Source organism: Amorphus suaedae (genome assembly GCF_053629675.1).
The window spans coordinates 2445408-2471022 of record NZ_JBRJIT010000001.1; the positions used below are offsets into that span (position 1 = coordinate 2445408).

Below are 25615 nucleotides of genomic sequence, written 5' to 3' on the forward strand. Positions count from 1 at the left end.
TTCACCTTCGATACGCACGATTGACCGTCCTGTTGCTTGGCGGTGCCTGGAGGCTTCGCGGTCCGGACCGGAGCGGTCCGGACGGGGTGGCGCCCGCCGACACGGAGATGGCGCCGGCCTACGGCGTCATCAAGGTGCCGGCCTACGGCGTCATCAAGGTGCCGGCACCGCGTTCGGTGAACAGCTCCAGCAGCACCGAGTGGGGCAGCTTGCCATTGAGGATGACCACGCCCTTCACGCCGCGCTCGAGCGCCTCGATGCAGGTCTCCACCTTGGGGATCATGCCGCCGCTGATGGTGCCCTCGATGATCATCCGGCGCGCCTCGGCAACCGTCAGCTCCTTGATGAGCTTGCCGTTGTGATCGAGCACGCCGGCGACGTCGGTGAGGAACAGCAGCCGGGAGGCGTTGAGGGCGCCGGCGATGGCGCCGGCGAACGTGTCGGCGTTGACGTTGTAGGTCTCGCCGTCGTCGCCGGGGGCGACGGGCGCGATCACCGGGATGATCTCGCTCTGGGCGAGCATGTCGAGGACCTCGCGGCGCACCTCCTTGGGCTCGCCCACGAAGCCGAGATCGACGACCTTCTCGATGTTGGAATCCGGATCGATGACGGTGCGGGTCAGCCGCTGGGCTGTGACCATCCGGCCGTCCTTGCCGCACAGTCCGACGGCCCGGCCGCCGGCGGCATTGATGGCCCGCACGATCTCCTTGTTGATGGAGCCGGCGAGCACCATCTCGACGATCTCGACGGTGGCCTTGTCGGTGACCCGGAGGCCGCCGCGGAATTCCGAACGGATGCCGAGCCGGTCGAGCATCGCCCCGATCTGGGGGCCGCCGCCGTGCACCACCACCGGATTGATGCCGGCGAGCTTCATCAGCGTGATGTCTTCGGCGAAGGCACGGGCAAGTGCCGGGTCGCCCATGGCGTGACCGCCGTATTTCACGACGATCGTGCGCTCGTCGTAGCGCAGCATGAAGGGAAGCGCTTCGGCGATGATCCGCGCCCGCGACAGGTCGGCTTCCTCCATCTCCGCGTCAGACATCGTCATGGCCGCATTCCCTGAGCTGTTATCCGGTTGGCCTCTATAGCCTCCGCCGGGGGCGGGCTCAATCACCGGCGTGGCGGCGGCGGCCTACTCGCGGGCGAGCGTGGCCATTTCGGCGCGCAGTTCCTCCATGCCGTCCCGGGTCACCGAGGACGTGGCGATGATGGAGGGATGGGCGGCGGGCCGCTTGCGGATCTTCTCCGCCGTCTCCGCCAGCAGCGTCTGGAGCGCCGCGGGGGAGATCTTGTCGGCCTTGGTGAGGACGATGAGGTAGGAGACCGCGGCCTTGTCGAGGGAGGTCATGACCTCCTCGTCGATGGCCTTCAGGCCGTGGCGCGCGTCGATGAGGAGGTAGACGCGGCGCAGCTTCTGGCGGCCGCGCAGGAACGAGAACACCAGGTCGGTCCACGCTTCCACCGTCTTCTTCGGCGCCGACGCGTAGCCGTAGCCCGGCATGTCGACGATGGTGAGCGGCGCGTCCTCGGCGTAGAAGAAATTCAGTTCCTGGGTGCGGCCAGGCGTGTTGGAGGTGCGGGCGAGGCCCTTCTGGGCGAGGAGCGCGTTGATCAGGCTGGACTTGCCGACGTTGGAGCGCCCGGCGAACGCCACCTCGATCGTGCTCGTCTGCGGCAGGTCGTCCATGGACCGCGCGCCCCGCAGAAACTGCCAGGGGCGCGCGAAGAGATGGTCTGACGGTCCGGTCACGATGTGCGCTTTCGGCCTGACGCCGGCTGCCCCGTGGTCACGAGGAGCCGGAGTCCTTCTCCGGTTTCTTGCGCTTCACCACGCCGCTGACGTTGTCCCACAGTTCGATCTTCACGCCCTGGCGGCGCATGATCAACGACTGCTGCAGGACCGACAGGGAGTTGTTCCACGCCCAGTAGATGACCAGACCGGCCGGGAAGCTGGCAAGCATGAAGGTGAAGATCACCGGCATCCAGTTGAAGATCATCGCCTGGGTCGGGTCCGGCGGCGTCGGATTCATCTTCATCTGCAGCCACATGGTGACACCCATGATCAGCGGCCAGATGCCGATCATCAGCATGCTCGGCGGATCCCACGGGATCAGCCCGAACAGGTTGAAGATCGTGGTCGGATCGGGGGCCGACAGATCCTGGATCCAGCCGAAGAACGGCGCGTGCCGCATCTCGATGGTCACCAGGATGACCTTGTAGAGGGAGAAGAACACCGGGATCTGGATGAGGATGGGAATACAGCCGGAGACGGGGTTGATCTTCTCCTTCTTGTAGATCTCCATCATGGCCTGTTGCTGCTTGACGCGGTCGTCCTTGTACCGCTCGCGCAACTTGACCATTTCCGGCTGCAGCTTCTTCATCTTGCTCATCGACACGTACGCCTTGTTGGCGAGCGGGAAGAAGATCGCCTTGACGAGCACGGTCACGATGAGGATGGCGACGCCGAAGTTGCCCACCAGCTTGTAGAAGAAGTCGATGGCGAAAAACATCGGCTTGGTCAGGAAGTAGAACCAGCCCCAGTCGATCAGGAGGTCGAACTTCTCGATCCCCAGCGCCGACTTGTAGCCGTTGATGACGTTGACTTCCTTGGCGCCGGCGAACAGCAGGTTGCGCGCCTCGCCGGTCTGGCCCGGCTGGATCACCACGGCGTCTTCCAGGAAGTCCGTCTGGTAGATGGGCTTGCCGCCGCGCTCGGTGGCCGAAAGCTGCGCCTGGAACTGCGATCCCGGGTTGGGGATCAGCGTCGAGGCCCAGTACTTGTCGGTGAAGCCGAGCCAGCCGTTGTCGGTGCGCTCCGGCTTGATCGGACCGTCCTCGACGAGGTCCTTGTACTTGTACTCCTCGAGGCCCTCCTTGCCGAACACGCCGATCGGGCCCTCGTGCAGCACGAAGAAGCCGGAGACCGGCGGCGTGCCGTGGCGCGAGATCAGCCCGTACGGATAAAGGGTGATCGGGTCCTTGGTCTCGTTGCGCACGCCCTGGCTGACCGTGAACATGTAGTTGTCGTCGACCGCGAAGGTGCGGGTGAAGACGACGCCCGCGTCGTTGGTCCAGGTGAGCGTGACCGGGGTGTCCTGGGTCAGCTCGCCGGCACCGTCGACGGTCCACTCGGTGTCGAAACCCGGCACCTGGATCTTGTCGGCGCCCTGGTCGCCGCCGCCCACCCAGCCGAACTCGGCGTAATAGGGATCGGGGGCGCCGGACGGGGAGAACAGGACGATGGTCGGGCTGTTGGGGTCGACCGTCTCGCGGTAGTCCTTCAGCCGCAGGTCGTCGAGGCGACCGCCGACGAGGTTGATCGAGCCGGAGACGCGGCCGGTGTTGATCGGGACGCGGGGGGTGGCGGCGAGCGCGGAGGGACGGTCGGCGGCGGCCGGCTGGCCGGGCGCGGCGTTCGGGGCGACGCCGGTCGATGCGCCGGGAGTGCCGGGGGTGCCGGTCGGCTGCGGCACCGAGCTGCCGTCGGGCGACAGCGCCGCGTTGGTCGCCTGCTGTTCGGCGACAGTCTGCTTCTCGGCCTGCTGGCGCGGCTCGATGAAGAAGTACTGCCAGCCGATCAGAACGGCGAGCGACAGCGCGATCGCAATGATGAAATTCTTGTTGTCCATGACCGCACCGGTTCAGGAGTCTCGGGCGCGCCGGCTTCGAGGCCGACGGTCGACGGCGTTGTGAACCCGCTCGAACGCGACTTCAAGGTCGGAAAGGAGCTCCGGGTAGGGCCGCGTGAGCGCGGACCGTCGTCCCACGAGCACGTAGGAGCACCCTGGCCTGGCCCCCGAAAGTCGCTCGGAGACCGCCGCCTTCAGCCGTCTTCTGATGCGATTGCGCTCGACGGAATTGCCCGTGCGCTTGGTCACCGTGAAGCCGAACCGCGGCGGATTGTCTCCCGCCGCCTCGCACAGCGCCTGCAGCACGAAACCGGAGCGTTCGGTGCGCGCACCTCGCCCCACTGCCTTGAACTCGGCACGTTTCTTAAGTCGCTGCATCACGGATCCGGAGCGGGGCGGCACGCGCCCCTCGGGTCGGTCGACTACGCGGACAGCTTCTTCCGGCCGCGGGCACGCCGACGCGCGATGACCAGACGGCCACCCTTGGTCGCCATGCGGGAGCGGAAACCGTGGCGCCGCTTACGGACGAGGTTGCTCGGCTGATAGGTACGTTTCATCGGACAAAATACCTGCTCTCAGGGGCCCGCGGCTGGCGCGTCGACGCCCGTCGGATAGACTGCAAAATCGGATCAACACCCGCCCGCCTGGGTAAACGGCGCCCATAGTCCGAGCGTTTGGCGAGGAGATGAGCCACGGCTTATAAAAAGACGGCCGGGTCAAGTCAACGTGGCGCCGCTGACAGACTGCGCATTGGTTGCGGTCTCGTCCGTCGCGAAGACGGGCGCTGCAAGCCGAAGGACGTAGGATCGCACGTCGCGGGGCCATTCGGCCAGAAGATTCGCGTATCTGTCCGCGTCGCCCCGATAGAGCGCCCGGCTCGCCTCTTCGTAGTTGGGCAGGTCGCCGGCAAGCGCCCCCATGACGCTGTCCGCGGCGGTCCGGGCGGAGAGAACGGCGGCATCCGTCCGCCCCGCAGCGCGCTTTTCGTCGATCAGCTTGCGCAGCGCCACCGAGGCGCCGCCCGGCTGCCCGGCAAGCCAGTCCCAGTGGCGCGGAAGCAGCGTCACCTCGCGCCCGACCACCCCCAGCCTGGGCCGGCCGCGGCCGCGCGGCGCGTCGTCGAGCTGCGACGATCCCGCTCCCTGCGCTTGCGCCGCATCGGCGCGCGCCCGGACCTGCTCCGGCGGACCGCCGAGATCGAAGTCCACGGACCGCCCGGCCGCGTCCTCGAACACCAGCAGCCCCGCCTCCCCGGCCTCGACCGCGCGCTTCAGCGCAACGGCGACGTCGCCGGCCGAGCCGGATGCGATCCGGCGCGTACCGGCGAAGGCAGTGAAGGAAGGCGGCGAGACAGACATGGCGAGCCCCTGATATCGACCAACGATGCGCCATTAATACCCGGGCGAAATCGATGTCAATAATATCCGGGTATATTTCCCGAGCCGTCCTCCGCTCCTGTCAATTTCGGGTGAGAGAGCGGAGAAGGCGGATGCGCCCGCCCACGATCACGGGCATCTGTAGAACGACGGGGGCGGGAATGCGTTGTCCGCGACGGGTTTGAGCACGGACCAGTGATGTCGGGAAGTCGGACAACGGGCGGCGCCAGCATGGCGACTGAGGACAAAGCAACCGAGGGCGCGGCCTCGCCGGCGGACCGCCGGGGCCCATCGCCGCTCGCGTGGCTGCCGATCGCCGCGCTGTTCGTCCTGATGCTGGTCGGGTGGGCCTCCGGCTGGTTCGATGCGCTGACGCTCTCCCACCTGATCCAGCGCCGCGCCGAGCTCAGCGCCTTCGTGGCCGACGACGTGGTGGTCGCGCTGCTCGTCTATGCCGGCATCTACATCGTGCTGGTGGCCGTCTCCTTTCCCGGCGCGAGCCTGCTCACCATCGTCGGCGGCTTCCTGTTCGGGATCGTGGCCGCCGGGATGGTCACGACCGTGGCCGCCACCATCGGTGCGACGATCGTCTTCCTGGCGGCGCGTTCGTCCATCGGCTCGGCGCTCAGGGCGCGGGCCGGCCCGTTCGTCGAGCGGCTCTCGAAGGGCTTCCGCGACGACGCGTGGAGCTACCTCCTGTTCCTGCGGCTGGTGCCGGTGTTCCCGTTCTGGCTGGTCAACCTCGCCCCGGCGCTGTTCCGGGTGCCGCTCGGCACCTATGTGGGCGCCACCCTTCTCGGCATTCTGCCCGGCACCTTCGCCTACGCCTTCCTGGGCGCCGGCCTGGACAGCCTGATTGCCGCCCAGGAGGCCGCCCATCCCGGCTGCGTCGACGCCGGCACCTGCACCATCGACCCCAAGGCCCTGCTCACCCCGACGTTCCTGGGGGCGCTCGCGGCCCTCGGCTTCATCGCGCTGGTGCCGCCCCTCCTGCGCTGCTGGCGCGCCTCGCGGGAGCGCGCCCGGTGAGCGGCCGCCTTCTCACCCCCGACATCTGCGTGATCGGCGCCGGCTCGGCCGGGCTGACGGTCGCCGCCGCCGCCGCGCAGTTCGGTGCGCCGGTGGTGCTGGTGGAAAAGGGCCGCATGGGCGGCGACTGCCTCAACACCGGCTGCGTGCCCTCCAAGGCGCTGATCGCCGCCGCCGCCATCCGCCACGCGGGCGGCCGCGGCCCCGCCTTCGGCATCGCGGCCACCGCGCCCGACGTCGATTTCGCCGGCGTCCACCGGCACATCCACGAGGTGATCGGCGCCATCGCCCCGCACGATTCCGTCGAGCGCTTCGAGGGGCTGGGGGTGACCGTCCTCCAGTCGAGCGCCCGTTTCGTCGATCCGCGCACCCTCGTCGCCGGCGACACCACCATCCGCGCCCGCCGCGTGGTGCTGGCGACGGGATCGACCCCCGCCATCCCGCCCATCGAGGGGCTGGACACGATCCCGTACCTCACCAACGAGACGGTGTTCGAGCTCACCGTGCTGCCCGACCATCTGATCGTCATCGGCGGCGGACCGATCGGCGTGGAGCTGGCGCAGGCCTATCGCCGCCTCGGCGCCACGGTGACGCTGGTGGAGCGCGGCACCATCCTGCCCCACGACGACCCCGACCTCGTCGCCGTGGTGCGGGACGCGCTCACGGCCGACGGCGTCGTGCTGCACGAGACCGCCACCACGGAGCGCGTCTCGGCCGGCGACGGCGGACCGGTGCTAGAGATCACGGGTGCGGGCGGCCGGCAGCGCATCGCCGGAAGCCACGTGCTCGTCGCGACCGGACGGACGCCGACGGTCGACGGCCTCGATCTCGAGAAGGGCGGCATCGCCTACACCGCGAAGGGCATTACCGTCGACCGCGGCCTGCGCACCTCCAATCGGCGCGTCTATGCCATCGGCGACTGCACCGGCGGGCTGCAGTTCACCCATGTCGCGGGCTACCACGGCAGCCTGGCGGTGCGCTCGATCGTCTTCCGGCTGCCGGTTCGGGAAGACCGCTCGCGGATTCCGAAGGTCACCTACTCCGACCCAGAGATCGGCCAGATCGGCCTCGGCGAAGCGGAGGCGCGGGAGCGCCACGGCGATGCCGTGAAGGTGCTGACCGCATCGTTTTCGGGCAACGACCGCGCCCGTGCCGAGCGCCGCACCGAGGGGCGCATCAAGATCGTCACGGGACGGCGGGGGAAGATCCTCGGCGTCGGCATCGTCGGCGCCGGCGCGGGCGAGCTGATCGGCACGTGGGCGCTGGCGATGGCGGCGAACGTCTCCATCGGCACGCTGGCCAGCTACGTGCCGCCCTATCCGACCTTCGGGGAGATCAGCAAGACCGCGGCCGTATCCTACTATGCGGGAAGTTTGACCAATCCCTGGCTGCGGCGCATCCTTGGCTGGTTGCGTCGTTTGGGATAGCGCCTGCCATGCGGGTCCTGCCGCCTGCCCCCGTGTCTGCCGCCACGCCGTCCGTCGCCCCGCCGCCCGGCGGCGCTCCCGACCGTGCGCGTCCGGCTGCCGGCAACCCCGGGGGCGCCTGATGCCCGACGGACACGACCACCCCGGCCCCGCATCCGGCCAGGCCGACGCCGATCCCGACGCGGGCGACGCGCAGGGCCCGGCCCGCCGGCCCTGGCGCGCCGGCCTCAGCGGCAAGCTCCTGTTCCTGACCATCGTCTTCGTGATGATCAGCGAGATCCTCATCTACGTGCCGTCGATCGCCAATTTCCGGCTCACGTGGCTGCACGACGCCCATGCGACGGCCAGCGTCGCGGCGATCGTCCTGGCGGAAGGCACCGAGGTGCCGAAGGCGCTGCAGGGCCGGCTCCTGAGTTCCACCAACACCATCGCCATCGCGCTGGTCACCGGTGACCGGCGGCGGCTGCTGGCCATCGACATGCCGCCGGAGACCGTCGACGTTCACGTCGATCTCTCCGACATGCACGTGATGAAGGCGATCACCGAGGCGTTCGCGGTGCTGCTGGAGCCGAAGCCGCGCACCATCCGCGTGACCGGCGATGCGCCCGGCAGCGGCGAACGGGTGGAGATCGTGATCAGCGACAGCCGCCTGCGCGCCGCGATGCTCGCCTACTCGCGCAACATCATGCTGCTGTCGCTGGTCATCTCGATCATCTCCGCCGTGCTGGTCTACATGAGCCTGCGCTGGCTGCTGGTCCGGCCGATCAAGCGGCTGTCCTCCGCCATCGGGTACTTCGCGGAGAACCCGGAGGACGCCAACCGCATCATCGTGCCGTCCGACCGGGCCGACGAGATCGGCGACGCGGAGCGGCAGCTCGCCACCATGCAGCGCCAGCTCTCGGAAACGATCCACCAGAAGCGGCGGCTGGCCGACCTCGGCCTCGCGGTCTCCAAGATCAACCACGACCTGCGCAACCTGCTCGCCTCGGCGCAGCTGTTCTCCGACCGGCTGTCGACCAGCCCGGACCCGACGGTGCAGCGGATCGTTCCGAAGATCGTCGGCGCCCTCGACCGGGCCGTCGACTACACGCGCTCCGTCATGTCCTACGGCCGCGCCCGCGAGGCGCCGCCGGCCAGGCGCCTGCTGCATCTGCGGCGCCTCGCCGACGACGTCGGGGAGGTGCTCGGCCTGTCCCAGCACCGCGACATCGTGTTCGACAACCTGGTGGAGCCGTCGCTGGAGATCGACGCCGATCCCGACCAGCTGTTCCGGGTGCTGGTCAACCTGGCGCGCAACGCCGTGCAGGTGATGGAGAGCGACGCCGAGGGGCCGCTGGTGAAGCGGCTGGAGATCTCGGCCTACCGGGAAGGCTCGGTCGTCACGATCCGCGTGGCCGACACCGGCCCGGGCATTCCGGCGCGCGTCCGCGAGCACCTGTTCCAGCCGTTCCAGGCCTCGACGCGCAAGGGCGGCACCGGTCTGGGGCTGGCGATCGCGGCGGAACTCGTGCGCGCCCACGGCGGCACCATCCGCCTCGCCGAGGCGGCGCACGGCACGGTCTTCGAGATCACGTTGCCCGACCGTCCCGTGGATCTCGCGGCGATCCGGCGGGCGGCCGGCCGGTAGATGATCTTGGCGGCCAAGATCTCGGCCGTGCGAATGCGCCGAAACCTGCACCAATTGCGGTTGAAACTGGTCCGAGATCCCCGTATATAGGCGCCCTGCCCGCACCCCTGGAGGCGGGAGACCGGAGACGGGCCGCCGTTTGGCGGCCTTGTTTCGTTTCATGCCATGAAGGAGATACCGATGGCTCAAGAGTACGTGCTCGAAGCCACGGTGCGCGATCGGGTGGGCAAGGGGGCCGCTCGTGCGCTGCGCCGCGATAAAATGATTCCTGCCGTGATTTACGGCGACAAGCAGCAGCCGCTGCCGATCGCCCTCCCCTACAAGGAAGTGTTCCGGAAGCTGCACGACGGCGGCTTCCTGACGCACGTCTGGACGATCAAGGTCGACGGCAAGTCGATCCGGGTCTTGCCGCGCGACTACCAGCTCGAGCCGGTGCGCGACTTCCTCGTCCATGTCGACTTCCTGCGCGTTGGCCGTGACAGCCGCGTTGCTGTCGAAGTGCCGGTGCACTTCATCAACGAAGAAGGCTCCCCGGGCCTGAAGCGCGGCGGCGTGCTGAACATCGTTCGCCACACGGTCGAGCTCGAGTGCCCGGCCGACGCCATCCCGGAATCGATCACCTTCGATCTCAAGGGCCTGGTCATCGGTGACTCGATCCACATTTCGGCGGTCGAACTGCCGAAGGGCGTGACCCCGACGATCACCGACCGCGATTTCACGGTCGCGACCATCGCCTCCCCGGCCGTGCTGACGGAAGCGGAAGACGCCGGTGAAGTCGAGGAACCCGATGCCGAGGTGGACGACACCGACGCCGAGGAGACCGAAGGCGAGGACGAGGGTTCGGACGGCGACGAGGACGGCGGCAAGAGCTGATCGGCTCCTGCCCCGCGGGTCCTTCCCGCGCCTTACTGCCGGCCCCCGCGCCGACACCACGCAATCGACCGCGCCGAGGACCACCGTTCGGCGCGGTTTTGCTTTCGACCGCATGAACTCCCGCGGCCCCTCCGGGCCGCAGCGCCGTATCAGGCGGCCCTCGATGGAGGCGACATCCGATGCTGCTCCTGGTGGGTCTCGGCAATCCCGGCACGCGCTATGCCGGCAACCGCCACAACGTCGGCTTCATGGCCGTCGACCGCATCCACGACCGGCACCGCTTCGCGCCCTGGCGCCTACGCGGCAACGCCGAGACGGCGGACGCGACGCTTGCCGACGACAAGGCCCAGCTTCTCAAGCCCCAGACCTACATGAACGAATCCGGCCAGGCGGTCGGCGAGGCGATGCGCTTCTACAAGCTCACCCCCGCCGACGTGCTGGTCATCTACGACGATCTCGACCTGCCGCCGGGCAAGTTCCGGATGAAGACGGGCGGCGGCCACGGCGGCCACAACGGCCTGCGCTCCATCAACGCCCACATCGGCGAGGGCTATCGCCGGCTGCGCATCGGGATCGGCCATCCCGGCCACCGCGACCGCGTCGCGCCCTACGTGCTGCACGATTTCGCCAAGGCCGACGAGGCCTGGCTCGAACCGCTGCTCGACGCCATCGCCGACAACGCGCCGCTGCTGGTCGCCGGCAAGGATTCCACCTTCGCCAACAAGGTGCATCTGGCCACCGCCGGCGGGCCGAAGGCCAAGCCAGCCAAGAAACCGGCGGACAAGAAGGCCGGCAAGGCCGGCCCCACCGACGCGGCGCCCGCGGCCGAGCCGAAGCCGGCCGGCGATGCCAAGGCCGACCCGGTCCAGGCCGGCGGAGACGGCAAGCCCTCGGGGCCGTTCGCCGCGCTCGGCAGGCTCATCAAACGCTCCTGAACCCGCCCGCCGCCGGCACGCAGGCGCGCAAGGCCCGGACGCGAAAAAGGGCCGTGCTTGCGCACGGCCCTCTTCCTGTCCGTTCCAGGCGCTCGGAAGCGCCGGGGGACTTATCAGTTGGAGGTACCGGTACCGGTGGTCGTCCCGGTGGTGCCCATGCCGGTGCCGGTGGTCGTCGCGGCCGGCGCCTTGGCGTCGGTCTCGTCCTGCACCTCTTCCTGAGTCTTGAACTCCGGAAGCGCCTCGATCTCGTCCTTGGTCATGGACAGCATCGCGACATGGTCGTCCGGATCGTCCGGATCGGTGGTGATCTGCAGCTGCTCCCAGGGAAGCATCACTTCCTTGTCGCCGAGCCCCAGGAAACCGCCGAACGAGACGATGACATGGGTGACCTGGCCGCCCTCGTCGATGACGAAGTCTTCGATGTCGGCGAGATCTTCACCGTCGCCGTTCTGAACCGGCTCGCCGGTCAGCTCGGAGGCCATGTAGGTGCCCTCGGGCTGGGCGACGGCCATGTCGTCCCCGTCCGTGGTCACAGCGGCTTCGCCGGTGGCGGGCGCCGTCGTGTCCATCTTCTCGGCCGGAGCCGCGGTGGAGTCCATCGAAGTGCCGGCAGCGTCAGACTTCGCCGCGTCGGACTTCATCGTGCCGTTGGCAGCATCACCCTTCGGTGCCGGCGTCGCCTGTGTATCCGTCTGGGCGGGCGCAGTCGTACCAGAATTCGACTGTGCAAACGTCGGCGAAACCATGCCGGCCGAAATCAAAGCGGCCGCGGAAACTGCGGTGAGCAAGCTCTTACGCATCTTGTCCTCCTGTTTATTACTCAGTTCAATCGATTTCGTACTGGATAACACCGGAGACGCCGTCAGGTTCCCGACGAATGACTAGGTCATGGCAAATTCTTGGAATGGTCCGCTTTTGGGCACATTTGGGCGTGGAAATCCGCACGTGGTGCGCAATTGGGAAGAACGCGGACAACCGACGCCGGTGATTTTTCGGGTGCGACCGCGGATCCGAGGCGACGACCGCCGGCATGGCCATGCCGCCCGGACCGGATTTCGGATTGTGGTGGCCGGCGAAAGTGTCCTATCACCCGGCCTTGCTCATCCGGGCGGAACGGATTGTCCGCCACGCCCCGACTCCGAGGACTGCAATGGGTTTCAAATGCGGCATCGTCGGCCTGCCGAACGTCGGCAAGTCGACGCTCTTCAATGCGCTCACGCGTACGGCGGCCGCGCAGGCGGCCAACTATCCCTTCTGCACCATCGAGCCGAACACCGGCGACGTGGCCGTGCCGGACCCCCGGCTCCAGAAGATCCGTGACGCCGCGCGGTCCGCGCAGATCGTGCCGACCCGGCTGACCTTCGTGGACATCGCCGGCCTGGTGCGCGGCGCCTCGAAGGGCGAGGGCCTGGGCAACCAGTTCCTGGCCAACATCCGCGAGGTCGACGCGATCGCCCACGTGCTGCGGTGCTTCGAGGACGACGACGTCACCCACGTCGAGGGCAAGATCGACCCGATCGCCGATGCCGACACCGTCGAGACCGAGCTGATGCTCGCCGACCTGGACAGCCTCGAGCGGCGCGTCACGCCGCTGAAGAAGAAGGCGACCGGCGGCGACCGCGACGCCAAGCACATCGTGCCGATCATGGAGGCGGCGCTGGAGCTGCTGCGCGAAGGCCGGCCGGTCCGGGTGCTGGTGGCCCAGAACCCGGAAATGGCCGAGGACATCGACGGGCTCAACCTGCTCACCGCCAAGCCGGTGCTCTACGTGTGCAACGTCGACGAGGCGTCGGCGGCCACCGGCAACGCGCAGTCGGAACGGGTCGCCGCGAAGGCCGCCGCCGAGGGCGCCGCGAGTGTCGTCATCTCCGCCGCCATCGAGGCCGAGATCGCCCAGCTATCGGACGACGAGGAGATCGAGTATCTGGAGACACTGGGTCTCGACGAGCCCGGCCTCGACCGGCTGATCCGCACCGGCTACGGGCTGCTCGGCCTGATCACCTACTTTACCGCCGGCCCCAAGGAGACCCGTGCCTGGACCATCCCGGCCGGCACCAAGGCGCCCCAGGCCGCCGGCGTGATCCATTCGGACTTCGAGCGTGGGTTCATCCGCGCCCAGACGATCGCCTATGACGATTTCATCGCCTACGGCGGCGAACAGGGCGCCAAGGAAGCGGGCCGGGCCCGCGACGAAGGCAAGGAGTACGTCGTTCACGATGGCGACGTCATTCTCTTCAAGTTCGCGACCTGACGGACCGCGCTGGTCGGTCGAAGGGTTCGCGATCGTTTCCGACGACGACCGCATCGCCGACGCGGACGGGCGCATGCCCGACGCGCTGCGCAACGAGGCCGACTGGCGCGCATTCCAGGCCGGCCTCGACCGCATGAACGCGGTGCTGCTCGGCCGCCGCTCCCACCAGATGACGCCGAACCGGACGGGACGGCTGCGCATCGTGGTGTCGTCGCGCGCCCACGGCATCGAGCGCCGGGACGACGCCTGGTGGTGGTCGCCGCAGATCGCCGCGATCCCGGAGATGCTGGCGACGGTGCTGCCCGAGGGCGGCGCCATCGGCGTGCCCGGCGGACGCGGCGTCTTCGACATGTTCCTGGCCTACGGCTACGACGCCTTCCACCTGACGCGCGCGCACGGCGTGGCGCTGCCCGGCGGGACGCCGCTGTTCTCCGACTGCGCGAGCGGCAGGGCGGAGGCCGTGCTCGCCCGGCACGGGCTGGTGTCCGATCCCGAGACGATCCTCGATCCGGACTGGTCGATCACCCAGACCGTCTGGCGGCGGGCTCACTCCGGCGAGGCGTAGACCGTCTCGGCGGCCCCGGCCGCGTCGATGAGGCTGAAGCGCTCCATCTTCAGGCGGAACGCCCCCCACGACCAGATGCCGACGCCGACGCGGCCGTCCGCGTCGACCGGGCCCTCGGCGATCAGCCGGGCGGTGTCCGCGTCCCACTGGACGTTGCGCACGATCTCGGTGCCCTGCCAGCCGTGATCGCGGGTGAAGACTGCCACGAAGGTCGGGTGGACGCCCTCGATCTCGCCGGTCTCGTGCACATAGAGACGGTAGGTGGGCCGGCTCGCCCCGGCGGTGCAGGGGATCGCGTAGAGCGTCGCCGCCGCCGACAGCTGGCCGGCGACCGGCGGCACGTCGGCGAAGGTGGGCGACAGCGGGTCCTCGCACCGGGAGACCGTCAGGTGCTCGATCATCACCGGCTCCGGCACCGCCATCCACGGATCGGACGGGACGGTCGGCGCCGCGTCCGTCTGGGCAACCGCCGGCGCGGCGGCGAGGAGCAGGGCGAGCAGCGCGGGGAGACGCGGGCGCATCGCGGTCAGCCTCCGCGCACCGGCGGCATCCGCTGGTTCTGCCGGCGGCAGGCGGACCGCTCGATCTCGGGACAGGCGCGATAGCCGGTCAGATCCTTGGTGAAACAGATGCGCACCTCGCGAATCCGGTTGCTGCTGCAGGTGACCGCGATGGCGTCGGCCGGCATCCCGTCGTTGACCGTCAGGAAGGCCTTCTCCAGAACCTCAGGGTCGACGACGATGGTCTTTTCCAGCCGCTTGAGGCGCTCCGGGATGACGATCTTGTCGAAGGCGCGCCGGAGCAAGGCGAAGTAGCGCTCCGGCGTCAGCCCTGCGCAGGTCCCGTGCTTTTCCCACTCGTGCCGGATCAGGCCGCGGCTCGGCATGATGTCCAGCATGGAGGCGATGAGGGCGCGGTCGGGCCGGCGGTAGCCCGCGGCGCAGTTTTCCGGATAGCCGCGATCGTACTGCGGCCACAGACCGTGGGCGACGAACGCGTAGGGACGACCCGACGCGCACTGGTCCGGGTCGGCGCGATCGCCCGCGGCCGCGCAATAGCTCGGCGACCAGGAGAGGGAGAGGACGTAGAAATCGAAGTCGCCGGGGCGGTCATCGGCGCGGAGCGCGCCGGTCCAGGCGACGAGTGCCAGCAAGACGGCCAGCAGCGCGGCGAGACCCCTGCCCGGTCCGATGCGCGTCATGCCGCCATCGTGCGAGGCGCGGCTCAGCGATCCGGCGCCGGGCGCGCCGTGCGGCAGAAGCCGTCGTAGACCCGCCAGCCGTCGTAGCCGTCGAGGCAGACGTTGACGGACCAGCCGAAGCCGACGAAGCCGCCCTGCTCCTCAAGCCGGAAGTAGGCGGTGGTGACCCGACCGTCCTCCAGGACGGCGCGGCCCCTGCAGTAGCGGCGCGCCAGCGGGCTCGGATTGTCCACCTCGAGCCGCTGCTCGAAGACGTTGTCGATCGCGGCCACCCGTTCGACCCGGTAGACCGGCTCGGCGCTGTTGGCGAACTTCAGCGCGGCGTTGACGACCTTCTGGTCGGCGCAGGCCGGCAGCGGCCCGGCGACGGGCGCCGGCGCGGGGGCGGCGCGATAGGTCGGCGCCGGAACGACGACATAGGGGTCCGCCGCCTGCGCCGGGGCAAACAGCATGGCGGACAGAAAAGCGGCAGCGGCGATACGGACGAACATGGCAGCCCCCAGACGCGGATACGTTGACCGGACGATGCGGGAAGGGGGTGGGAGAATCAAGACGCCCGACCGTCGCAACCGGTGACTAGGCGTGGTGTGTGACGCGAAAACCACCGCCGGGCCCCTGTTTCAGAACGCCGGCAAGCCAGCCCAGAACCGGCTCGAGTTCGCCCGCGAGCGTGAAGGGCGGGTTGATGATGGCGAGCCCGCATCCGGCCATCGGGCCATCGGGATCCGGACGCTGGACGGTCAACTCCGCGACGAGCGCCTCGCCGACGCCGGCCTCGGACAGCAGCGCGCGGATCTCGTCGCTCTCGCCCCCCGTCTTCACCGGATACCAGCCGCAGTAGACGCCCGTCGGCCATTTGCGCCAGGCCTTGGCCAGGCGTCGGCCGAGGCGCTCCAGCTCTCCCGGCACCTCGAACGCGGGATCGACGAGGACCAGGCCGCGGCGCTCCTTGGGCGGCACGAAGGCGTTGAGCGCCAGCCAGCCGTCGAGCTCCACCGTGCGCACCTGCACGTCGCCGTAGAAGAGCTCCTTCAGGACCTCCACGTCGGCCGGGTGCAGCTCGACCGCCGTCAGCCGGTCCTGGGGACGCAGCAGCTTGCGCACCAGCCACGGCGAGCCGGGATAGAGGCGGAGCGTTCCGTCCGGGTTCTCCGCCTCCACGATCTCGCGCCAGGGCGCGATCAGGTCGGCCACTTCGGGCGGGGCATCGGCGGCCAGCACCCGCGCCACGCCGCGCTCCGCTTCGCCCGTCCGCGACGCCTCGTCGCCGGTCAGATCGTAGAGGCCGATGCCGGCATGGGTGTCGATCACCCGGATCGCTGCCGGCTTCTTCTGCAGGTAGCGTACGATGCGCGCGACCGCGATGTGCTTCAGGACATCGCCGACATTGCCCGCATGGTAGGCGTGACGGTAGTTCATGGAGAGCACACTTCCGTTTGCCGCGGAGGACGCACAGGGGGGACCGCCTTGATGAGCACATTCGACACCGCCGCCGCAACCGATCTTCTGAAGAGCGTGTTCGCGCCGTGGATCCAGGATCTCGGGCTGACGATCGAGCGGATCGGGGAGACCGACGCGGTGCTGCGCATGCCGTTTTCCGAGCGGCTGACCCGCGACAACGGGGTGGTCTGCGGCCAGGCGCTGATGGCGCTCGCCGACACCGCGATGGTGTTCGCGGTCAGCGCCGCCTCGAAGGCGTACCGGCCGATGACCACCGTCGACCAGACCACGCACTTCCTGCGGCCCATCGCGGGCACGGCGACCGTCGCCACCGCCGAGGTCCTCCGCCTCGGCCGCACCATGGCGTTCGGCCGGATCACGCTCGCCGCCGAAGGCGACGGGCGGCCGGCGGTTTCGGTGCAAACCGCCTATGCCCTTCTCGGCGAACCGGCCAAAAAGGCCTAGACTGGCGGCGCTCCAGGCGCGCCTCCCCGCCGCTTGCGCCGCGCCTCCCTCTGACCCGTCCGGCCAGGAGACCCACCGATGCCCCCTGCCCCCAAAGACCGGCCGCTCGGCCGCCTCGACCGCACGTTCGGCCTGACCGCGCACGGGACCTCCGTGCGGACGGAAATCCTGGCGGGCGTGACCACCTTCCTGACGATGGCCTACATCCTGTTCGTCAACCCGAGCATCCTGGCCGCAGCCGGCATGCCGGAGGGCCCGGTGTTCGTGGCGACCGCCGTTGCCGCCATCGCCGGCACGCTGATCATGGCGTTCGCCGCCAACTATCCGATCGCGCTGGCGCCGGGCATGGGGCTCAACGCCTTCTTCGCCTTCACCGTGGTGCTGGCCGACGGCTTCACCTGGCAGGAGGCGCTGGCGGCGGTGTTCTGCTCCGGCGTGATCTTCGTCGCCATCTCGCTGATCGGCCTGCGCCGGGTCATCATCGATTCCATCCCGGCCAACCTGAAGCACGCCATCTCCGCCGGCATCGGGCTCTTCCTCGGCATCATCGCCATGGAGAACGCCGGGATCGTCGTCGACAGCCCGGCGACGCTGGTCACCGCCGGCGACTTCGCCTCCGCCCCGGTGATCCTCGCCCTCGTCGGCTTCGCGCTGATCGCGGCCCTCAACGCCATCGGCCTCGTCGGCGGCACCATCATCGGCATTCTGGTCGTCACCATCCTGGGCGTTCCCTTCGGCCTCGTCGAATTCAAGGGCGTGATCTCGCTGCCGCCGGACCCGACGCCGACGCTGTTCGCCCTCGACTTCGCGCGGGTGGCGACCGGCACCTTCTGGATCGTCGTGTTCTCGCTGCTGCTGGTCGACCTGTTCGACACCGCCGGCACGCTTCTTGGCGTCTCCGCCCGGGCGGGCCTGCTCGACAAGGACGGCCGGCTGCCGCGCATGCGCCAGGCGCTGTTCGCCGATTCCACCGCCACCGTCATCGGCTCGCTGGTCGGCACCTCCAACACGACCAGCTACGTGGAGAGCGCCACCGGCGTCGCGGCTGGCGGCCGCACCGGCCTGACGGGCATTACAGTCGCGGCGCTGTTCGCGCTCGGCCTGCTGTTCTCGCCGCTGGCGGCCACGATCCCGCCGTTCGCCACCGCCGGGGCGCTGCTGTTCGTCGCCACCATCATGCTGCAGGGGCTCGCCGACATCGACTGGAGCGACCCGACCGAAGTGGCGCCCGCCGCCGTCTGTGCCTTCGGCATGCCGTTCACCTACTCGATCTCCGAGGGCATCGGCCTCGGCTTCGTCACCTACGTGCTGGTGAAGCTGTTCTCGGGACGGATCTCCGACCTGACGCCCGGTGTGGTCGTCATCGCGGTCGCCTTCGGCGCGTTCTTCATCTACGGCTGAGCATGACCGTTGCCACACCCGGTCGGGCGGCCCCGTCGCCCGACACCGCCCGCACGGTCGTCGTCCTGGTGACGGCGGCGTTCCTGCTGCACGCGCTCGTCTGGATCCTGCTTCCCTCGCTGCTGGAGGGCTCGATCCGGCTCGACGTGGCGGAAGGCGCGATCGGCGGCCAGCACTGGCGGCTCGTCTATGCCCGCCATCCGCCGTTCACCCTGTGGCTGACCGAGATCGCCCGGCTCGCCGGGCCCCTGCGCTATCAGGTGCTCTATGCGATCGCCCAGGCGCTCGCCCTCGGCGGGCTGGCCGGCGCGGTGTGGGTGGCGCGCGCAACCACGGGTCGGGAGGCCGCGCTGCTGGCCGCCGCGATGGGCCTGCTGTCGCCCTATCTGACGATCTCGCCCATCGAGCTCAACCACAACATCGGCGTGATGCTGTTCTGGGGCCTGACGCTGGCCGCCGCCTGGGGCGCCTTCTCCAGCGGCCGCTGGGCGGCGTGGCTGGCGTTCGGCCTGGCGGTCGCCGGCGGGCTCTGGGCGAAGTACGCCATCCTGCACCTGGTCGCCGGCCTCGGCATCGCCTTCCTCATAGTCCCTGCGTGGCGTCGCCAGCTCCTGACGCCCGGCCCGTGGATCGCGGTGGCGGCCGGCGCGCTGGCGCTGTCGCCCCAGATCGCGGCGCTGGCGCTGGAGGACGCCTCGCCGCTCGGCTGGGCGGTGCGGACCGAGGCGCGCGGGCTCGTTCACCATCTCACCTCGACGCTCGCCTTCACCGGCGCGGCGCTGGGCGCGATCGCCCCGATGGTGGCGATCGCGGTCGCCGCCACGCCCGATCCGCGCGGTCTCGCCCGCTCGGCGAGGGCGCTGCTGACGGCCGGCCCGGCCGACCCCGTCGGCGTGTTCGTCACCTGGACGGCGCTCGGTCCGTTCCTGGTGATCGCGCTGGCCGCGCTGCTGTTCGGCGTCGACGCCAAGTCGCACTGGCTGACGCCGATCGCCCCGTCGTTCGCGCTGTGGTGGGCAGTGGCGGCGGCGCGCGCCGGAGCGGGCGTCGGCGGACGGCGCCTGAGGATCGCCATCGTGATCCTCGCCTGCGTGTTCGCCGTCGGCTACGGCGCCATCCGGCTGCTGTCGCCGGTCACCCAGGCCCGGCCCGCCTATCCGGACTTCGACGGCCCGGCGATGGCGCGCCTCGCGGAGACATACTGGGCGGAGACGGACGGCGGACCGCTGCAGGCGATCGTCACCCAGGGCATCCAGAAAGGCCGGCAGCTCGGCGGCTCGCTGGCCTTCGATCTCGGCCACAAGGTGAACGTCTTCGAGGAGGCGAGCCCGCATCTTGCGCCCTGGACGAACGCACGCGAGGTCCGCTGCAGCGGGGCGCTGGTCGTCTCCACCGTGCCGCTGGCGCCCGACAGCCTCGGCCCGGAGCTGCCGATCGAGGCGATCCGCGCCGTCGACCGGCCGCTGGTGCGGGGTGCGACGTCCGACCAGGGCAAGGCCTGGCTCGGCCGCATTCCCCCGAGCTGCCCGGCGAGCTAGCCGGCCGGCGCTTGCCGCGCCCGCGCCTCGATCTCGCGCAGCCAGCGCTCCACCCGCTTGCGGTTGACCCCGAAGTCGCCGCTGCCGAGCTGGGCGCGCCCATAGATCGAAAGCGTCGACCGGTCGTCGCCGAGCGGCACGACCTCGACGGACACGGTGTCGGGAAACCGCATGACGCGCGAGCGCACCACGTAGCGGGCGCGCAGCGGATCGCTGCCGTCGTCCACCCGCTCGGTCCTCGGCTCCTCCGCGGCCACCGCCGCGACGAGCGCGGAGAGCCGGTCGGCGGGAACGGCAAACACCGGCGCCGGCAGGTCGGAGACCGCGGGGCGACAATGGCCCGGCGGGCAGACCACGACGTGGTTGGGATGGGGACCGGGCTCAAGCGAGGCGAAATCGACCGCCCCCAGGTCTGGCGGGCCGGCGATCATCTCCCAGAGGCGGTCGCGGCCGGTCACGAGGCCACCCAGGACGAGGAGGCAGGCCACCAGGACGAATCCCCGAAGAAGGCCTGACCTGGCGGGCACCGGATGGTCCTGTCGTTTGGAGGCGGGGGCGGAGCGGGCAGCGTCACCTGGCACCTGCAGATATCGCGGGGGCGGCATCGGTCAAGCGGCAGAGGCGTTCGCCCGAGGCTGGCAGCCGCGCTCATGAGGGCGAAGCCAGGTGGCGCAGGTCGTCGTGGAAGACGATGTCGGTGCGCGCCACCGGAAGGCGGACCTCCACGAGGCCATCGTCGCCGGGGACCGGCGTCACGCTGAAGCCGAGCGCCGTGCAGAGCGCCAGCATGGTGGTGTTTTCGCGCAGGACCTCGCCGACGATCTCCTCCAGCCCGTCGGCGCGGGCGTACTCGATGATCAGGCTCATCAGGCCCCAGCCCACGCCCTTCCCCTTCAGGTGCGAGCGCAGCAGAATCGCGTATTCGCCGACGCGGTGGTCCGGGTCGGCGTGGAGGCGCACCGAGCCGAGGATGTCGCCCGAGGCCGGATCCTTGGCGACGAACGCCATCGCCCGCGCGTAGTCGAGCTGGGTCAGCCGCGCCAGCATCGCATGGCCGATGTGGCGCAGCGGCGCGAAGAAGCGCAGGCGCAGGTCCTCCGGATCGATGGATTCCAGGAACGCCTTGTAGGCCGGCTCGTCCTCCGGGCGGATCGGCTGGATGTCGAGGCTGGCGCCGTCGCGGGTGATCAGCCGGCGCTGCCAGTTGCTCGGATACGGGCGGATCGACAGGCGCGGGTGTCCGAGCCGGCCGCCCGTCGCCTTCAGGGGCGCGATGTGGACGCGCACGTCGGCCGCCCGCGCGTGTCCGGCGCCGACGACGAGGGTGGCGATGTCGATGGCGCGAACTTCCGGGCACTCGGCGGCGAGCTGGCCGAGGCGCACCAGCAGCAGGAGCAGCGCCTCGCGGTCGCCCTCCGCCGCCTCCACGTCTGCGGACAGCCGCCCGTCGATTTCCAGCCGGTCGACCATCTCGGCCGCGAGCCGAAAATCGAGGGGCGGGAGCGCCACCGAGACCGGCGCCGCCGAGGCGGATGCGCCCGCGTGGGCAAGCACGACGGCCGGCCCGAACGCCGGGTCGTCGACGATGCCGGCGACGAGGGTCGTGGTGACGCCGGGCACGAGCGCCGGTTCCAGAACCACCGCCTCGGGCAGCGGCGTCGCGGACGACGAGGCCCCGCCGGACAGGATGAAGGAGGCGAGCCGTTCCGCGCCCACCGCGCTTTCCACCTCGACCGCGACCGGCCGCCCGCCGCCGCCCTCGTCGGTGGCCGGGCCGATCCGGCAACGCGGGGCGTCGGCCAGCAGGACGCGGGCCGCCTCCCGTGCCTCTTCCGGGGTGCGCGCCAGGGTCCGGTCCAGGGTCTCGATGCCGAACGCCCGGAGCAGGCGCCGGCCGTCGGTGTCGGTAAGCCGGGCCCGACCTGCCTCCAGAGCCTCACGGATGATGGTCCGCGCCTCGTCGATGGCGGGCGCCTCCATCGCCGGCCCCGAGGGTGGCGTCGACATCAGCTGTTCCTGGCCGCGCCCGTAGCCGACCAGGTGCTGGAAGCTGCGGATCGCCGCGCCGGGCGAACTGCGCACCAGCACGCCGGCCTCGCTGAGCCGGCGCTCGTCGTCCGGGCCCAGTCCGAGGAGGACGGCGAGGATCGGCTTGGGACGCAGCGCCTGGCGGCGGTGGGCGGCGGCCGCATCGATCAGCACGTCGACCAGCGGCGCCACCGGGGAAAAGGGCGTCGGGGCCGCGGCGGCCAGAACGCCGTCGACCTCGCGGTCGGCCAGCAGCGCGGCCACCGCCGCCGCATGGGTTTCCGGCGCCGCGTCGTCCTCGAGCACGGCCGGGTTGCCGGCCTGGATGTTGCGCCGGACCAGCGGCTCCAGCGCGGCGAGCGTCGCCTCGCCCGGCGTCGCGAGCTGGCCGTTGCGCGCGGCGAGCCGGTCGGCGGCGATGGAGGCAAGGCTGCGGCCGCTGGCGACGACCGCGAGGCGGCCGCCCGGCCCGGCGCGAAAGCGGCTGACGGTCTCCGCCGCCTCGAACAGTTCGTCGATGTCGGCCACCCGCACGAAGCCGGCCCGCGCGAACGCCGCGTCGTAGACCAGATCGCTGGGGGCTAGGCGGCCGCACAGGGTGTCCGGCACCTGCGCCCGGTCGCGGGTGACGCCGGAGCGCACCACGACCACCGGCTTGGTGCGCGCGGCGGCGCGCGCCGCCGACATGAACTTGCGTGGGTTGGTGATGGTCTCGACGTGGACCAGGATCGCGCGCGTGCGGCCGTCCATGGCGAACCAGTCCAGCAGGTCGCCGACGTCGACGTCGGCCTTCTGGCCCAGCGACACCACGCCGGAGAAACCGACCCCGTGCCGCTCGGCCCAAGCCAGCGTCGCGTTGACCACCGCGCCCGACCGCGCGACGAGGGCGAGGTCGCCGGGGCGGCCGTCATGCACCAGCAGCGACGCGTCGAAGCCGGCGGCCGGCACGCGGACGCCCAGGCTTCCGGGTCCCACCAGGCGCAGCCGGTGGGGCCGTCCGGCGGCCAGCGCCTCGGCGATCACCGTGTCCGGCCAGGCATCGTAGCTCGGCGACAGCGCCACCACGGCGCGGGTTCCGGCCGCCGCCAGCGCGGCGACGGTCTCAGCCGCCGTATCGGGACCACCGAGATAGAGCGCCAGGTCCGGGCGCACGCCGGGATCGCCGATGCGCGCCGCCTCGAACCCCGCAACCGCCGGGCCGATGCCGAGCGCCCAGCGCCGGCCCGCCGTCGCGCCGAGCCTTTCGGCGAGCAGCGCGAGGCGGCCTTCCTCCAGCCGGCTGGGTCCGACCAGCGCCACCGAGTCCGGCCGGAACAGCGCATCGAGATTGAGGATCGTCATGCCGCCTTCCCGAATTCCGACCTGGCCGTGCCCCGGCGCGCGGTCCGTTCAGATCCGTCGATCCGAATGCGGGCACCCGGGCAGACTATCGCATTCGGGCCATCGCATCATGCGGCGATAGGAAGAAGAGCGGGCGGGCCCGACCGCGCGGGCGCGGGAAGTGCTTTCGCGACGCCCGGGCGGCGAGGCCCGGGCGTGCGGTTGGGGACAAAGTCGGGATCAGTGCGCCATCACCACCGGCACGGTCATCGCGTCGAGCATGCCGCGCGTCGCGCCGCCCACCACGAACTCGCGGAAGCGGCTGTGGCCGTAGCCGCCCATCACCGCGATGTCGACGCCCCGGTCGGACACGAAGTTGAGGAGCGCGGCGGAGACGTCGCCGGACACCGCCGGCACCTGCTCGATGCTGACGTCGAGGCCATGACGCGACAGATAGAGCGCGACGTCGGCGCCCGGCTCGCCGGCGAAGCGCTGGCCGCTGTCGACGATGATCACGGTGATCTTGTCGGCGAGCTTCATCAGCGGCAGGGCGGCGTGGACCGCACGGGAGGCGGTGACGCTGCCGTCCCACGCAACCATCATGTGCCTGGCATTGAAGCTGCCCTTGGAGATGTACGGCACCACCATCACCGGCACGCCGGTCTCGAACAGCAGCGCCTCGATGAGGGCGGCGCGGGCGGGCTCGTTGGAATCCGGGGCATCCTGGCCGATCACCGCCAGATCCGACATCCGCACCCGATGGATCAGACCGGACGCGGCGCCCTCGATCAGCCGGAAGCGGGAGGCCTCGCCGCTGACGCCCTGCACCCGGACGATCTCGTTGAAGGCCGCGAGCGCCTTGTCGGCCACTTCCTCGGAGGCTTCCCGCGCCCGGTCGAGAATGTCGGCGGGCAACGGGCCGGCGAGATACGCTGGCGTGATCGGCTCGAGCGCAGGCGCCATTCCGGTCACGTGCGCGTCGGTCTTTTCGGCGAGATCGACGGCGAGCCGCGCCGGCTTCTGGTCGCCCGACAGGTCCGTCACGACAACGATGTCTCTGATCTGCATTTGCCCTCTCCTGTTCCCGTTTGCCTTGCGCCCGGATCATCTCCCGCGGGATCTGGTTCGGGTCCTGCGCCGCCTCCGTGCGGGTGAACGACACCCCAATGGACGGCTCCAGATTGACGCTCGTGAGCACCTACTGCCCGTCCCGGCCGGATCGGTCGGAACGCAGTATGCTCTAGGAACGAACGATGGTCGCCGCCTTGACGCCGATCAACACCCGCGCCGCGGCGCGCGCGCCCCTCAGCGGGCCTGCCGGCCTCAGGCGTTGGCGAGCACGTCGCGCGCGATGATCAGCCGCTGGATCTCGCTGGTTCCCTCGTAGATCGTGGTGATCCGGGCGTCGCGGGCGAACCGCTCGACCGGATAGTCCTTCAGGTAGCCGGCGCCGCCGTGGATCTGCAGCGCCGTGTAGGTGGCGCGCTGGGCCGCCTCGCTGGCATAGAGCTTGGCCATCGACGCCGCGCGGGCGAAAGGCCGTCCCTGGTCCTTCAGCCACGCCGCCTGCAGGATCAGCAGCCGCGCCGCCTCCAGCTCGGTCTCCCGGTCGGCGATCATCCACTGGATGCCCTGCATGTCGGCGATGGCCCGGTCGAACTGGCGGCGCTCCCTGGCGTAGGCGATGCCCGCGTCCATCGCCGCGCGGGCGATGCCCAGCGCCAGCGACGCAACGCCGATGCGCCCGCCGGCAAGCTCCGACACGGCGACGCGGAAGCCGTCGTTCTGCCGCCCCATCAGCGCATCGGCCGGAAGCCGGCAGTTCTCGAAGGAGACCTCGCAAGTGGCCGAGCCCGCCTGCCCGAGCTTCTTCTCGGTCTTGCCGACGATCAGGCCCGGCGTGCCCGCCTCGACCAGGAAACAGGAGATGCCCTTGCCCTTTTTCGCGTCCGGATCGGTGACCGCCCAGACGACGAAGACGCCGGCGTAGGGCGCCGAGGAGATGTACAGCTTGGCGCCGTTCAGCACCCATTCGTTGCCGTCCATCACCGCTCGCGTCGTCATGCCGGCCGGGTCGGAGCCGGCGCCCGCCTCGGTGAGGCAGAACGCGCCGGCGGGATAGGTCCCGTCGCAGAGCGGCGGCAGATAGCGCCGGCGCTGCTCCTCGCTGCCCACCGCCTGGATGATCTCGCCCACCATGTTGGTGACCGACGCCGTGACCGCCGTGGAGGCGCAGGCGCCGGCGAACGCCTCGATCGACAGCGCGAACGCCGTCGTTCCGGCTTCCGAGCCGCCATAATCGGCGCGCACGTTCAGCCCCATGAAGCCGTGCTCGGCGAGGCTCTTCAGGTTGCCCAGGAAGGCCTCGCGGCCCTCGCCGCGGTCGAGCGTTTCGGCCAGCGGCGCGAGGCGCTCGCGCGCGATGCGCCGGGCCGTCTCCGCGATCATCGCGTCTTCTTCGGACAGGGCAAGGTCCATGGACGTCCGGTCTCCTCCAGCTTCCGCTC

26 protein-coding genes are annotated in these 25615 nt (G+C 70.2%); 11 read left to right on the forward strand and 15 right to left on the reverse strand.

The annotated features are described in order from the left end of the window. Positions 1-142 precede the first annotated feature (142 nt). The 6 genes from argB to AB7M35_RS10975 all read right to left on the reverse strand — a co-directional run bounded on the left by argB (position 143) and on the right by AB7M35_RS10975 (position 4987). On the reverse strand, positions 143-1042 hold the full coding sequence (gene argB, locus AB7M35_RS10950) for an acetylglutamate kinase (RefSeq protein WP_453960704.1): 900 nt from the start codon (positions 1040-1042) through the stop codon (positions 143-145). Positions 1043-1132: 90 nt separating this feature from the next. After that, positions 1133-1750: a ribosome biogenesis GTP-binding protein YihA/YsxC gene (yihA, locus tag AB7M35_RS10955; protein ID WP_453959675.1), complete on the reverse strand. Its 618-nt coding sequence runs from the start codon at positions 1748-1750 to the stop codon at positions 1133-1135. A gap of 37 nt (positions 1751-1787) precedes the next feature. Next, a complete protein-coding gene (gene yidC, locus AB7M35_RS10960; RefSeq protein WP_453959677.1) occupies positions 1788-3629 on the reverse strand; it encodes a membrane protein insertase YidC in 1842 nt (613 codons plus the stop codon). 12 nt (positions 3630-3641) lie between these two features. Beyond that, positions 3642-4007, reverse strand: coding sequence for a ribonuclease P protein component (gene rnpA, locus AB7M35_RS10965; RefSeq protein ID WP_453959679.1), 366 nt, complete (start codon positions 4005-4007; stop codon positions 3642-3644). 44 nt (positions 4008-4051) lie between these two features. Beyond that, positions 4052-4186 (reverse strand): 50S ribosomal protein L34, encoded by a 135-nt coding sequence (gene rpmH, locus AB7M35_RS10970; protein ID WP_453959681.1) that lies wholly within the window; start codon positions 4184-4186, stop codon positions 4052-4054. A gap of 159 nt (positions 4187-4345) precedes the next feature. Then, complete coding sequence (locus AB7M35_RS10975; RefSeq protein ID WP_453959683.1) at positions 4346-4987, reverse strand: DUF2239 family protein; 642 nt, start codon at positions 4985-4987, stop codon at positions 4346-4348. Positions 4988-5236: 249 nt separating this feature from the next. On the opposite strand from AB7M35_RS10975, the gene AB7M35_RS10980 reads away from it, so the two are divergent. From AB7M35_RS10980 to pth, 5 genes are all read left to right on the forward strand, one after another. Then, positions 5237-6034 carry a TVP38/TMEM64 family protein gene (locus AB7M35_RS10980; RefSeq protein WP_453959685.1) on the forward strand — a complete coding sequence of 266 codons (798 nt, stop codon included), beginning with the start codon at positions 5237-5239 and terminating at the stop codon, positions 6032-6034. After that, a complete protein-coding gene (locus AB7M35_RS10985; RefSeq protein ID WP_453959687.1) occupies positions 6031-7461 on the forward strand; it encodes a dihydrolipoyl dehydrogenase family protein in 1431 nt (476 codons plus the stop codon). The genes AB7M35_RS10980 and AB7M35_RS10985 overlap by 4 nt, the downstream gene beginning before the upstream one ends. Positions 7462-7582: 121 nt before the next feature. Continuing rightward, complete coding sequence (locus AB7M35_RS10990) at positions 7583-9088, forward strand: sensor histidine kinase (protein WP_453959690.1); 1506 nt, start codon at positions 7583-7585, stop codon at positions 9086-9088. Between the two features lie 180 nt (positions 9089-9268). Continuing rightward, a complete protein-coding gene (locus tag AB7M35_RS10995; RefSeq protein WP_453959691.1) occupies positions 9269-9961 on the forward strand; it encodes a 50S ribosomal protein L25/general stress protein Ctc in 693 nt (230 codons plus the stop codon). Positions 9962-10140: 179 nt separating this feature from the next. Beyond that, complete coding sequence (pth, locus tag AB7M35_RS11000; RefSeq protein WP_453959693.1) at positions 10141-10896, forward strand: aminoacyl-tRNA hydrolase; 756 nt, start codon at positions 10141-10143, stop codon at positions 10894-10896. A 113-nt stretch (positions 10897-11009) separates the two neighbouring features. On the opposite strand, the gene AB7M35_RS11005 is transcribed toward pth, so the two are convergent. Beyond that, on the reverse strand, positions 11010-11498 hold the full coding sequence (locus AB7M35_RS11005) for a PRC-barrel domain-containing protein (protein ID WP_453959694.1): 489 nt from the start codon (positions 11496-11498) through the stop codon (positions 11010-11012). Here AB7M35_RS11005 and AB7M35_RS11010 point away from each other — a divergent pair. The 3 genes from AB7M35_RS11010 to AB7M35_RS11020 all read left to right on the forward strand — a co-directional run bounded on the left by AB7M35_RS11010 (position 11488) and on the right by AB7M35_RS11020 (position 13715). Next, on the forward strand, positions 11488-11784 hold the full coding sequence (locus AB7M35_RS11010) for a hypothetical protein (protein WP_453959695.1): 297 nt from the start codon (positions 11488-11490) through the stop codon (positions 11782-11784). The two genes, AB7M35_RS11005 and AB7M35_RS11010, sit on opposite strands and share 11 nt — an antisense overlap. Positions 11785-12049: 265 nt before the next feature. Next, positions 12050-13150, forward strand: a complete 1101-nt coding sequence (gene ychF, locus AB7M35_RS11015; RefSeq protein WP_453959697.1) for a redox-regulated ATPase YchF — start codon at positions 12050-12052, stop codon at positions 13148-13150. Further along, complete coding sequence (locus AB7M35_RS11020; protein ID WP_453959699.1) at positions 13116-13715, forward strand: hypothetical protein; 600 nt, start codon at positions 13116-13118, stop codon at positions 13713-13715. The genes ychF and AB7M35_RS11020 overlap by 35 nt, the downstream gene beginning before the upstream one ends. Here the strand turns inward: AB7M35_RS11020 and AB7M35_RS11025 are convergent. The 4 genes from AB7M35_RS11025 to AB7M35_RS11040 all read right to left on the reverse strand — a co-directional run bounded on the left by AB7M35_RS11025 (position 13697) and on the right by AB7M35_RS11040 (position 16335). Then, positions 13697-14236: a hypothetical protein gene (locus AB7M35_RS11025; RefSeq protein ID WP_453959701.1), complete on the reverse strand. Its 540-nt coding sequence runs from the start codon at positions 14234-14236 to the stop codon at positions 13697-13699. The two genes, AB7M35_RS11020 and AB7M35_RS11025, sit on opposite strands and share 19 nt — an antisense overlap. A 5-nt stretch (positions 14237-14241) precedes the next feature. Next, positions 14242-14916: a ribonuclease T2 family protein gene (locus AB7M35_RS11030; RefSeq protein WP_453959703.1), complete on the reverse strand. Its 675-nt coding sequence runs from the start codon at positions 14914-14916 to the stop codon at positions 14242-14244. A 23-nt stretch (positions 14917-14939) separates the two neighbouring features. Continuing rightward, positions 14940-15407: a hypothetical protein gene (locus AB7M35_RS11035; protein WP_453959706.1), complete on the reverse strand. Its 468-nt coding sequence runs from the start codon at positions 15405-15407 to the stop codon at positions 14940-14942. Between the two features lie 85 nt (positions 15408-15492). After that, on the reverse strand, positions 15493-16335 hold the full coding sequence (locus AB7M35_RS11040) for a 23S rRNA (adenine(2030)-N(6))-methyltransferase RlmJ (protein ID WP_453959709.1): 843 nt from the start codon (positions 16333-16335) through the stop codon (positions 15493-15495). Between the two features lie 51 nt (positions 16336-16386). Between AB7M35_RS11040 and AB7M35_RS11045 the strand changes: the two genes are divergently transcribed. From AB7M35_RS11045 to AB7M35_RS11055, 3 genes are all read left to right on the forward strand, one after another. Beyond that, positions 16387-16821, forward strand: a complete 435-nt coding sequence (locus AB7M35_RS11045; RefSeq protein WP_453959711.1) for a PaaI family thioesterase — start codon at positions 16387-16389, stop codon at positions 16819-16821. A gap of 78 nt (positions 16822-16899) precedes the next feature. After that, a complete protein-coding gene (locus AB7M35_RS11050) occupies positions 16900-18222 on the forward strand; it encodes an NCS2 family permease (protein ID WP_453959713.1) in 1323 nt (440 codons plus the stop codon). A gap of 2 nt (positions 18223-18224) precedes the next feature. Continuing rightward, positions 18225-19760 (forward strand): glycosyltransferase family 39 protein, encoded by a 1536-nt coding sequence (locus AB7M35_RS11055; protein ID WP_453959715.1) that lies wholly within the window; start codon positions 18225-18227, stop codon positions 19758-19760. Here the strand turns inward: AB7M35_RS11055 and AB7M35_RS11060 are convergent. The 4 genes from AB7M35_RS11060 to AB7M35_RS11075 form a co-directional block, all read right to left on the reverse strand. Then, on the reverse strand, positions 19757-20248 hold the full coding sequence (locus tag AB7M35_RS11060; RefSeq protein WP_453959718.1) for a DUF1499 domain-containing protein: 492 nt from the start codon (positions 20246-20248) through the stop codon (positions 19757-19759). The genes AB7M35_RS11055 and AB7M35_RS11060 overlap by 4 nt on opposite strands. Before the next feature lie 160 nt (positions 20249-20408). Beyond that, positions 20409-23129, reverse strand: a complete 2721-nt coding sequence (locus AB7M35_RS11065; protein WP_453959720.1) for a GNAT family N-acetyltransferase — start codon at positions 23127-23129, stop codon at positions 20409-20411. Positions 23130-23348: 219 nt separating this feature from the next. Then, a complete protein-coding gene (locus AB7M35_RS11070) occupies positions 23349-24176 on the reverse strand; it encodes a universal stress protein (protein WP_453959722.1) in 828 nt (275 codons plus the stop codon). Positions 24177-24431: 255 nt separating this feature from the next. After that, the gene (locus AB7M35_RS11075; RefSeq protein ID WP_453959723.1) at positions 24432-25586 is read right to left on the reverse strand and encodes an acyl-CoA dehydrogenase family protein; all 1155 of its coding nucleotides are present in this window, start codon (positions 25584-25586) and stop codon (positions 24432-24434) included. Positions 25587-25615 lie beyond the last annotated feature (29 nt).

Bases quoted from the DNA above. Each gene is read 5' to 3' on its own strand.
- AB7M35_RS11075 (WP_453959723.1), bottom strand. From the start codon at position 25,586: ATGGACCTTGCCCTGTCCGAAGAAGACGCGATGATCGCGGAGACGGCC.
- AB7M35_RS11020 (WP_453959699.1), top strand. From the start codon at position 13,116: ATGGCGACGTCATTCTCTTCAAGTTCGCGACCTGACGGACCGCGCTGG.
- AB7M35_RS11005 (WP_453959694.1), bottom strand. From the start codon at position 11,498: ATGGACTCCACCGCGGCTCCGGCCGAGAAGATGGACACGACGGCGCCC.
- yidC (WP_453959677.1), bottom strand. From the start codon at position 3,629: ATGGACAACAAGAATTTCATCATTGCGATCGCGCTGTCGCTCGCCGTT.
- AB7M35_RS11065 (WP_453959720.1), bottom strand. From the start codon at position 23,129: ATGACGATCCTCAATCTCGATGCGCTGTTCCGGCCGGACTCGGTGGCG.
- AB7M35_RS11045 (WP_453959711.1), top strand. From the start codon at position 16,387: ATGAGCACATTCGACACCGCCGCCGCAACCGATCTTCTGAAGAGCGTG.
- AB7M35_RS10975 (WP_453959683.1), bottom strand. From the start codon at position 4,987: ATGTCTGTCTCGCCGCCTTCCTTCACTGCCTTCGCCGGTACGCGCCGG.
- AB7M35_RS11030 (WP_453959703.1), bottom strand. From the start codon at position 14,916: ATGACGCGCATCGGACCGGGCAGGGGTCTCGCCGCGCTGCTGGCCGTC.
- ychF (WP_453959697.1), top strand. From the start codon at position 12,050: ATGGGTTTCAAATGCGGCATCGTCGGCCTGCCGAACGTCGGCAAGTCG.
- AB7M35_RS10995 (WP_453959691.1), top strand. From the start codon at position 9,269: ATGGCTCAAGAGTACGTGCTCGAAGCCACGGTGCGCGATCGGGTGGGC.
- AB7M35_RS11050 (WP_453959713.1), top strand. From the start codon at position 16,900: ATGCCCCCTGCCCCCAAAGACCGGCCGCTCGGCCGCCTCGACCGCACG.
- AB7M35_RS10990 (WP_453959690.1), top strand. From the start codon at position 7,583: ATGCCCGACGGACACGACCACCCCGGCCCCGCATCCGGCCAGGCCGAC.
- rnpA (WP_453959679.1), bottom strand. From the start codon at position 4,007: ATGCAGCGACTTAAGAAACGTGCCGAGTTCAAGGCAGTGGGGCGAGGT.
- AB7M35_RS11055 (WP_453959715.1), top strand. From the start codon at position 18,225: ATGACCGTTGCCACACCCGGTCGGGCGGCCCCGTCGCCCGACACCGCC.
- AB7M35_RS11070 (WP_453959722.1), bottom strand. From the start codon at position 24,176: ATGCAGATCAGAGACATCGTTGTCGTGACGGACCTGTCGGGCGACCAG.
- argB (WP_453960704.1), bottom strand. From the start codon at position 1,042: ATGTCTGACGCGGAGATGGAGGAAGCCGACCTGTCGCGGGCGCGGATC.
- AB7M35_RS11040 (WP_453959709.1), bottom strand. From the start codon at position 16,335: ATGAACTACCGTCACGCCTACCATGCGGGCAATGTCGGCGATGTCCTG.
- AB7M35_RS10980 (WP_453959685.1), top strand. From the start codon at position 5,237: ATGGCGACTGAGGACAAAGCAACCGAGGGCGCGGCCTCGCCGGCGGAC.
- pth (WP_453959693.1), top strand. From the start codon at position 10,141: ATGCTGCTCCTGGTGGGTCTCGGCAATCCCGGCACGCGCTATGCCGGC.
- rpmH (WP_453959681.1), bottom strand. From the start codon at position 4,186: ATGAAACGTACCTATCAGCCGAGCAACCTCGTCCGTAAGCGGCGCCAC.
- AB7M35_RS11025 (WP_453959701.1), bottom strand. From the start codon at position 14,236: ATGCGCCCGCGTCTCCCCGCGCTGCTCGCCCTGCTCCTCGCCGCCGCG.
- AB7M35_RS11035 (WP_453959706.1), bottom strand. From the start codon at position 15,407: ATGTTCGTCCGTATCGCCGCTGCCGCTTTTCTGTCCGCCATGCTGTTT.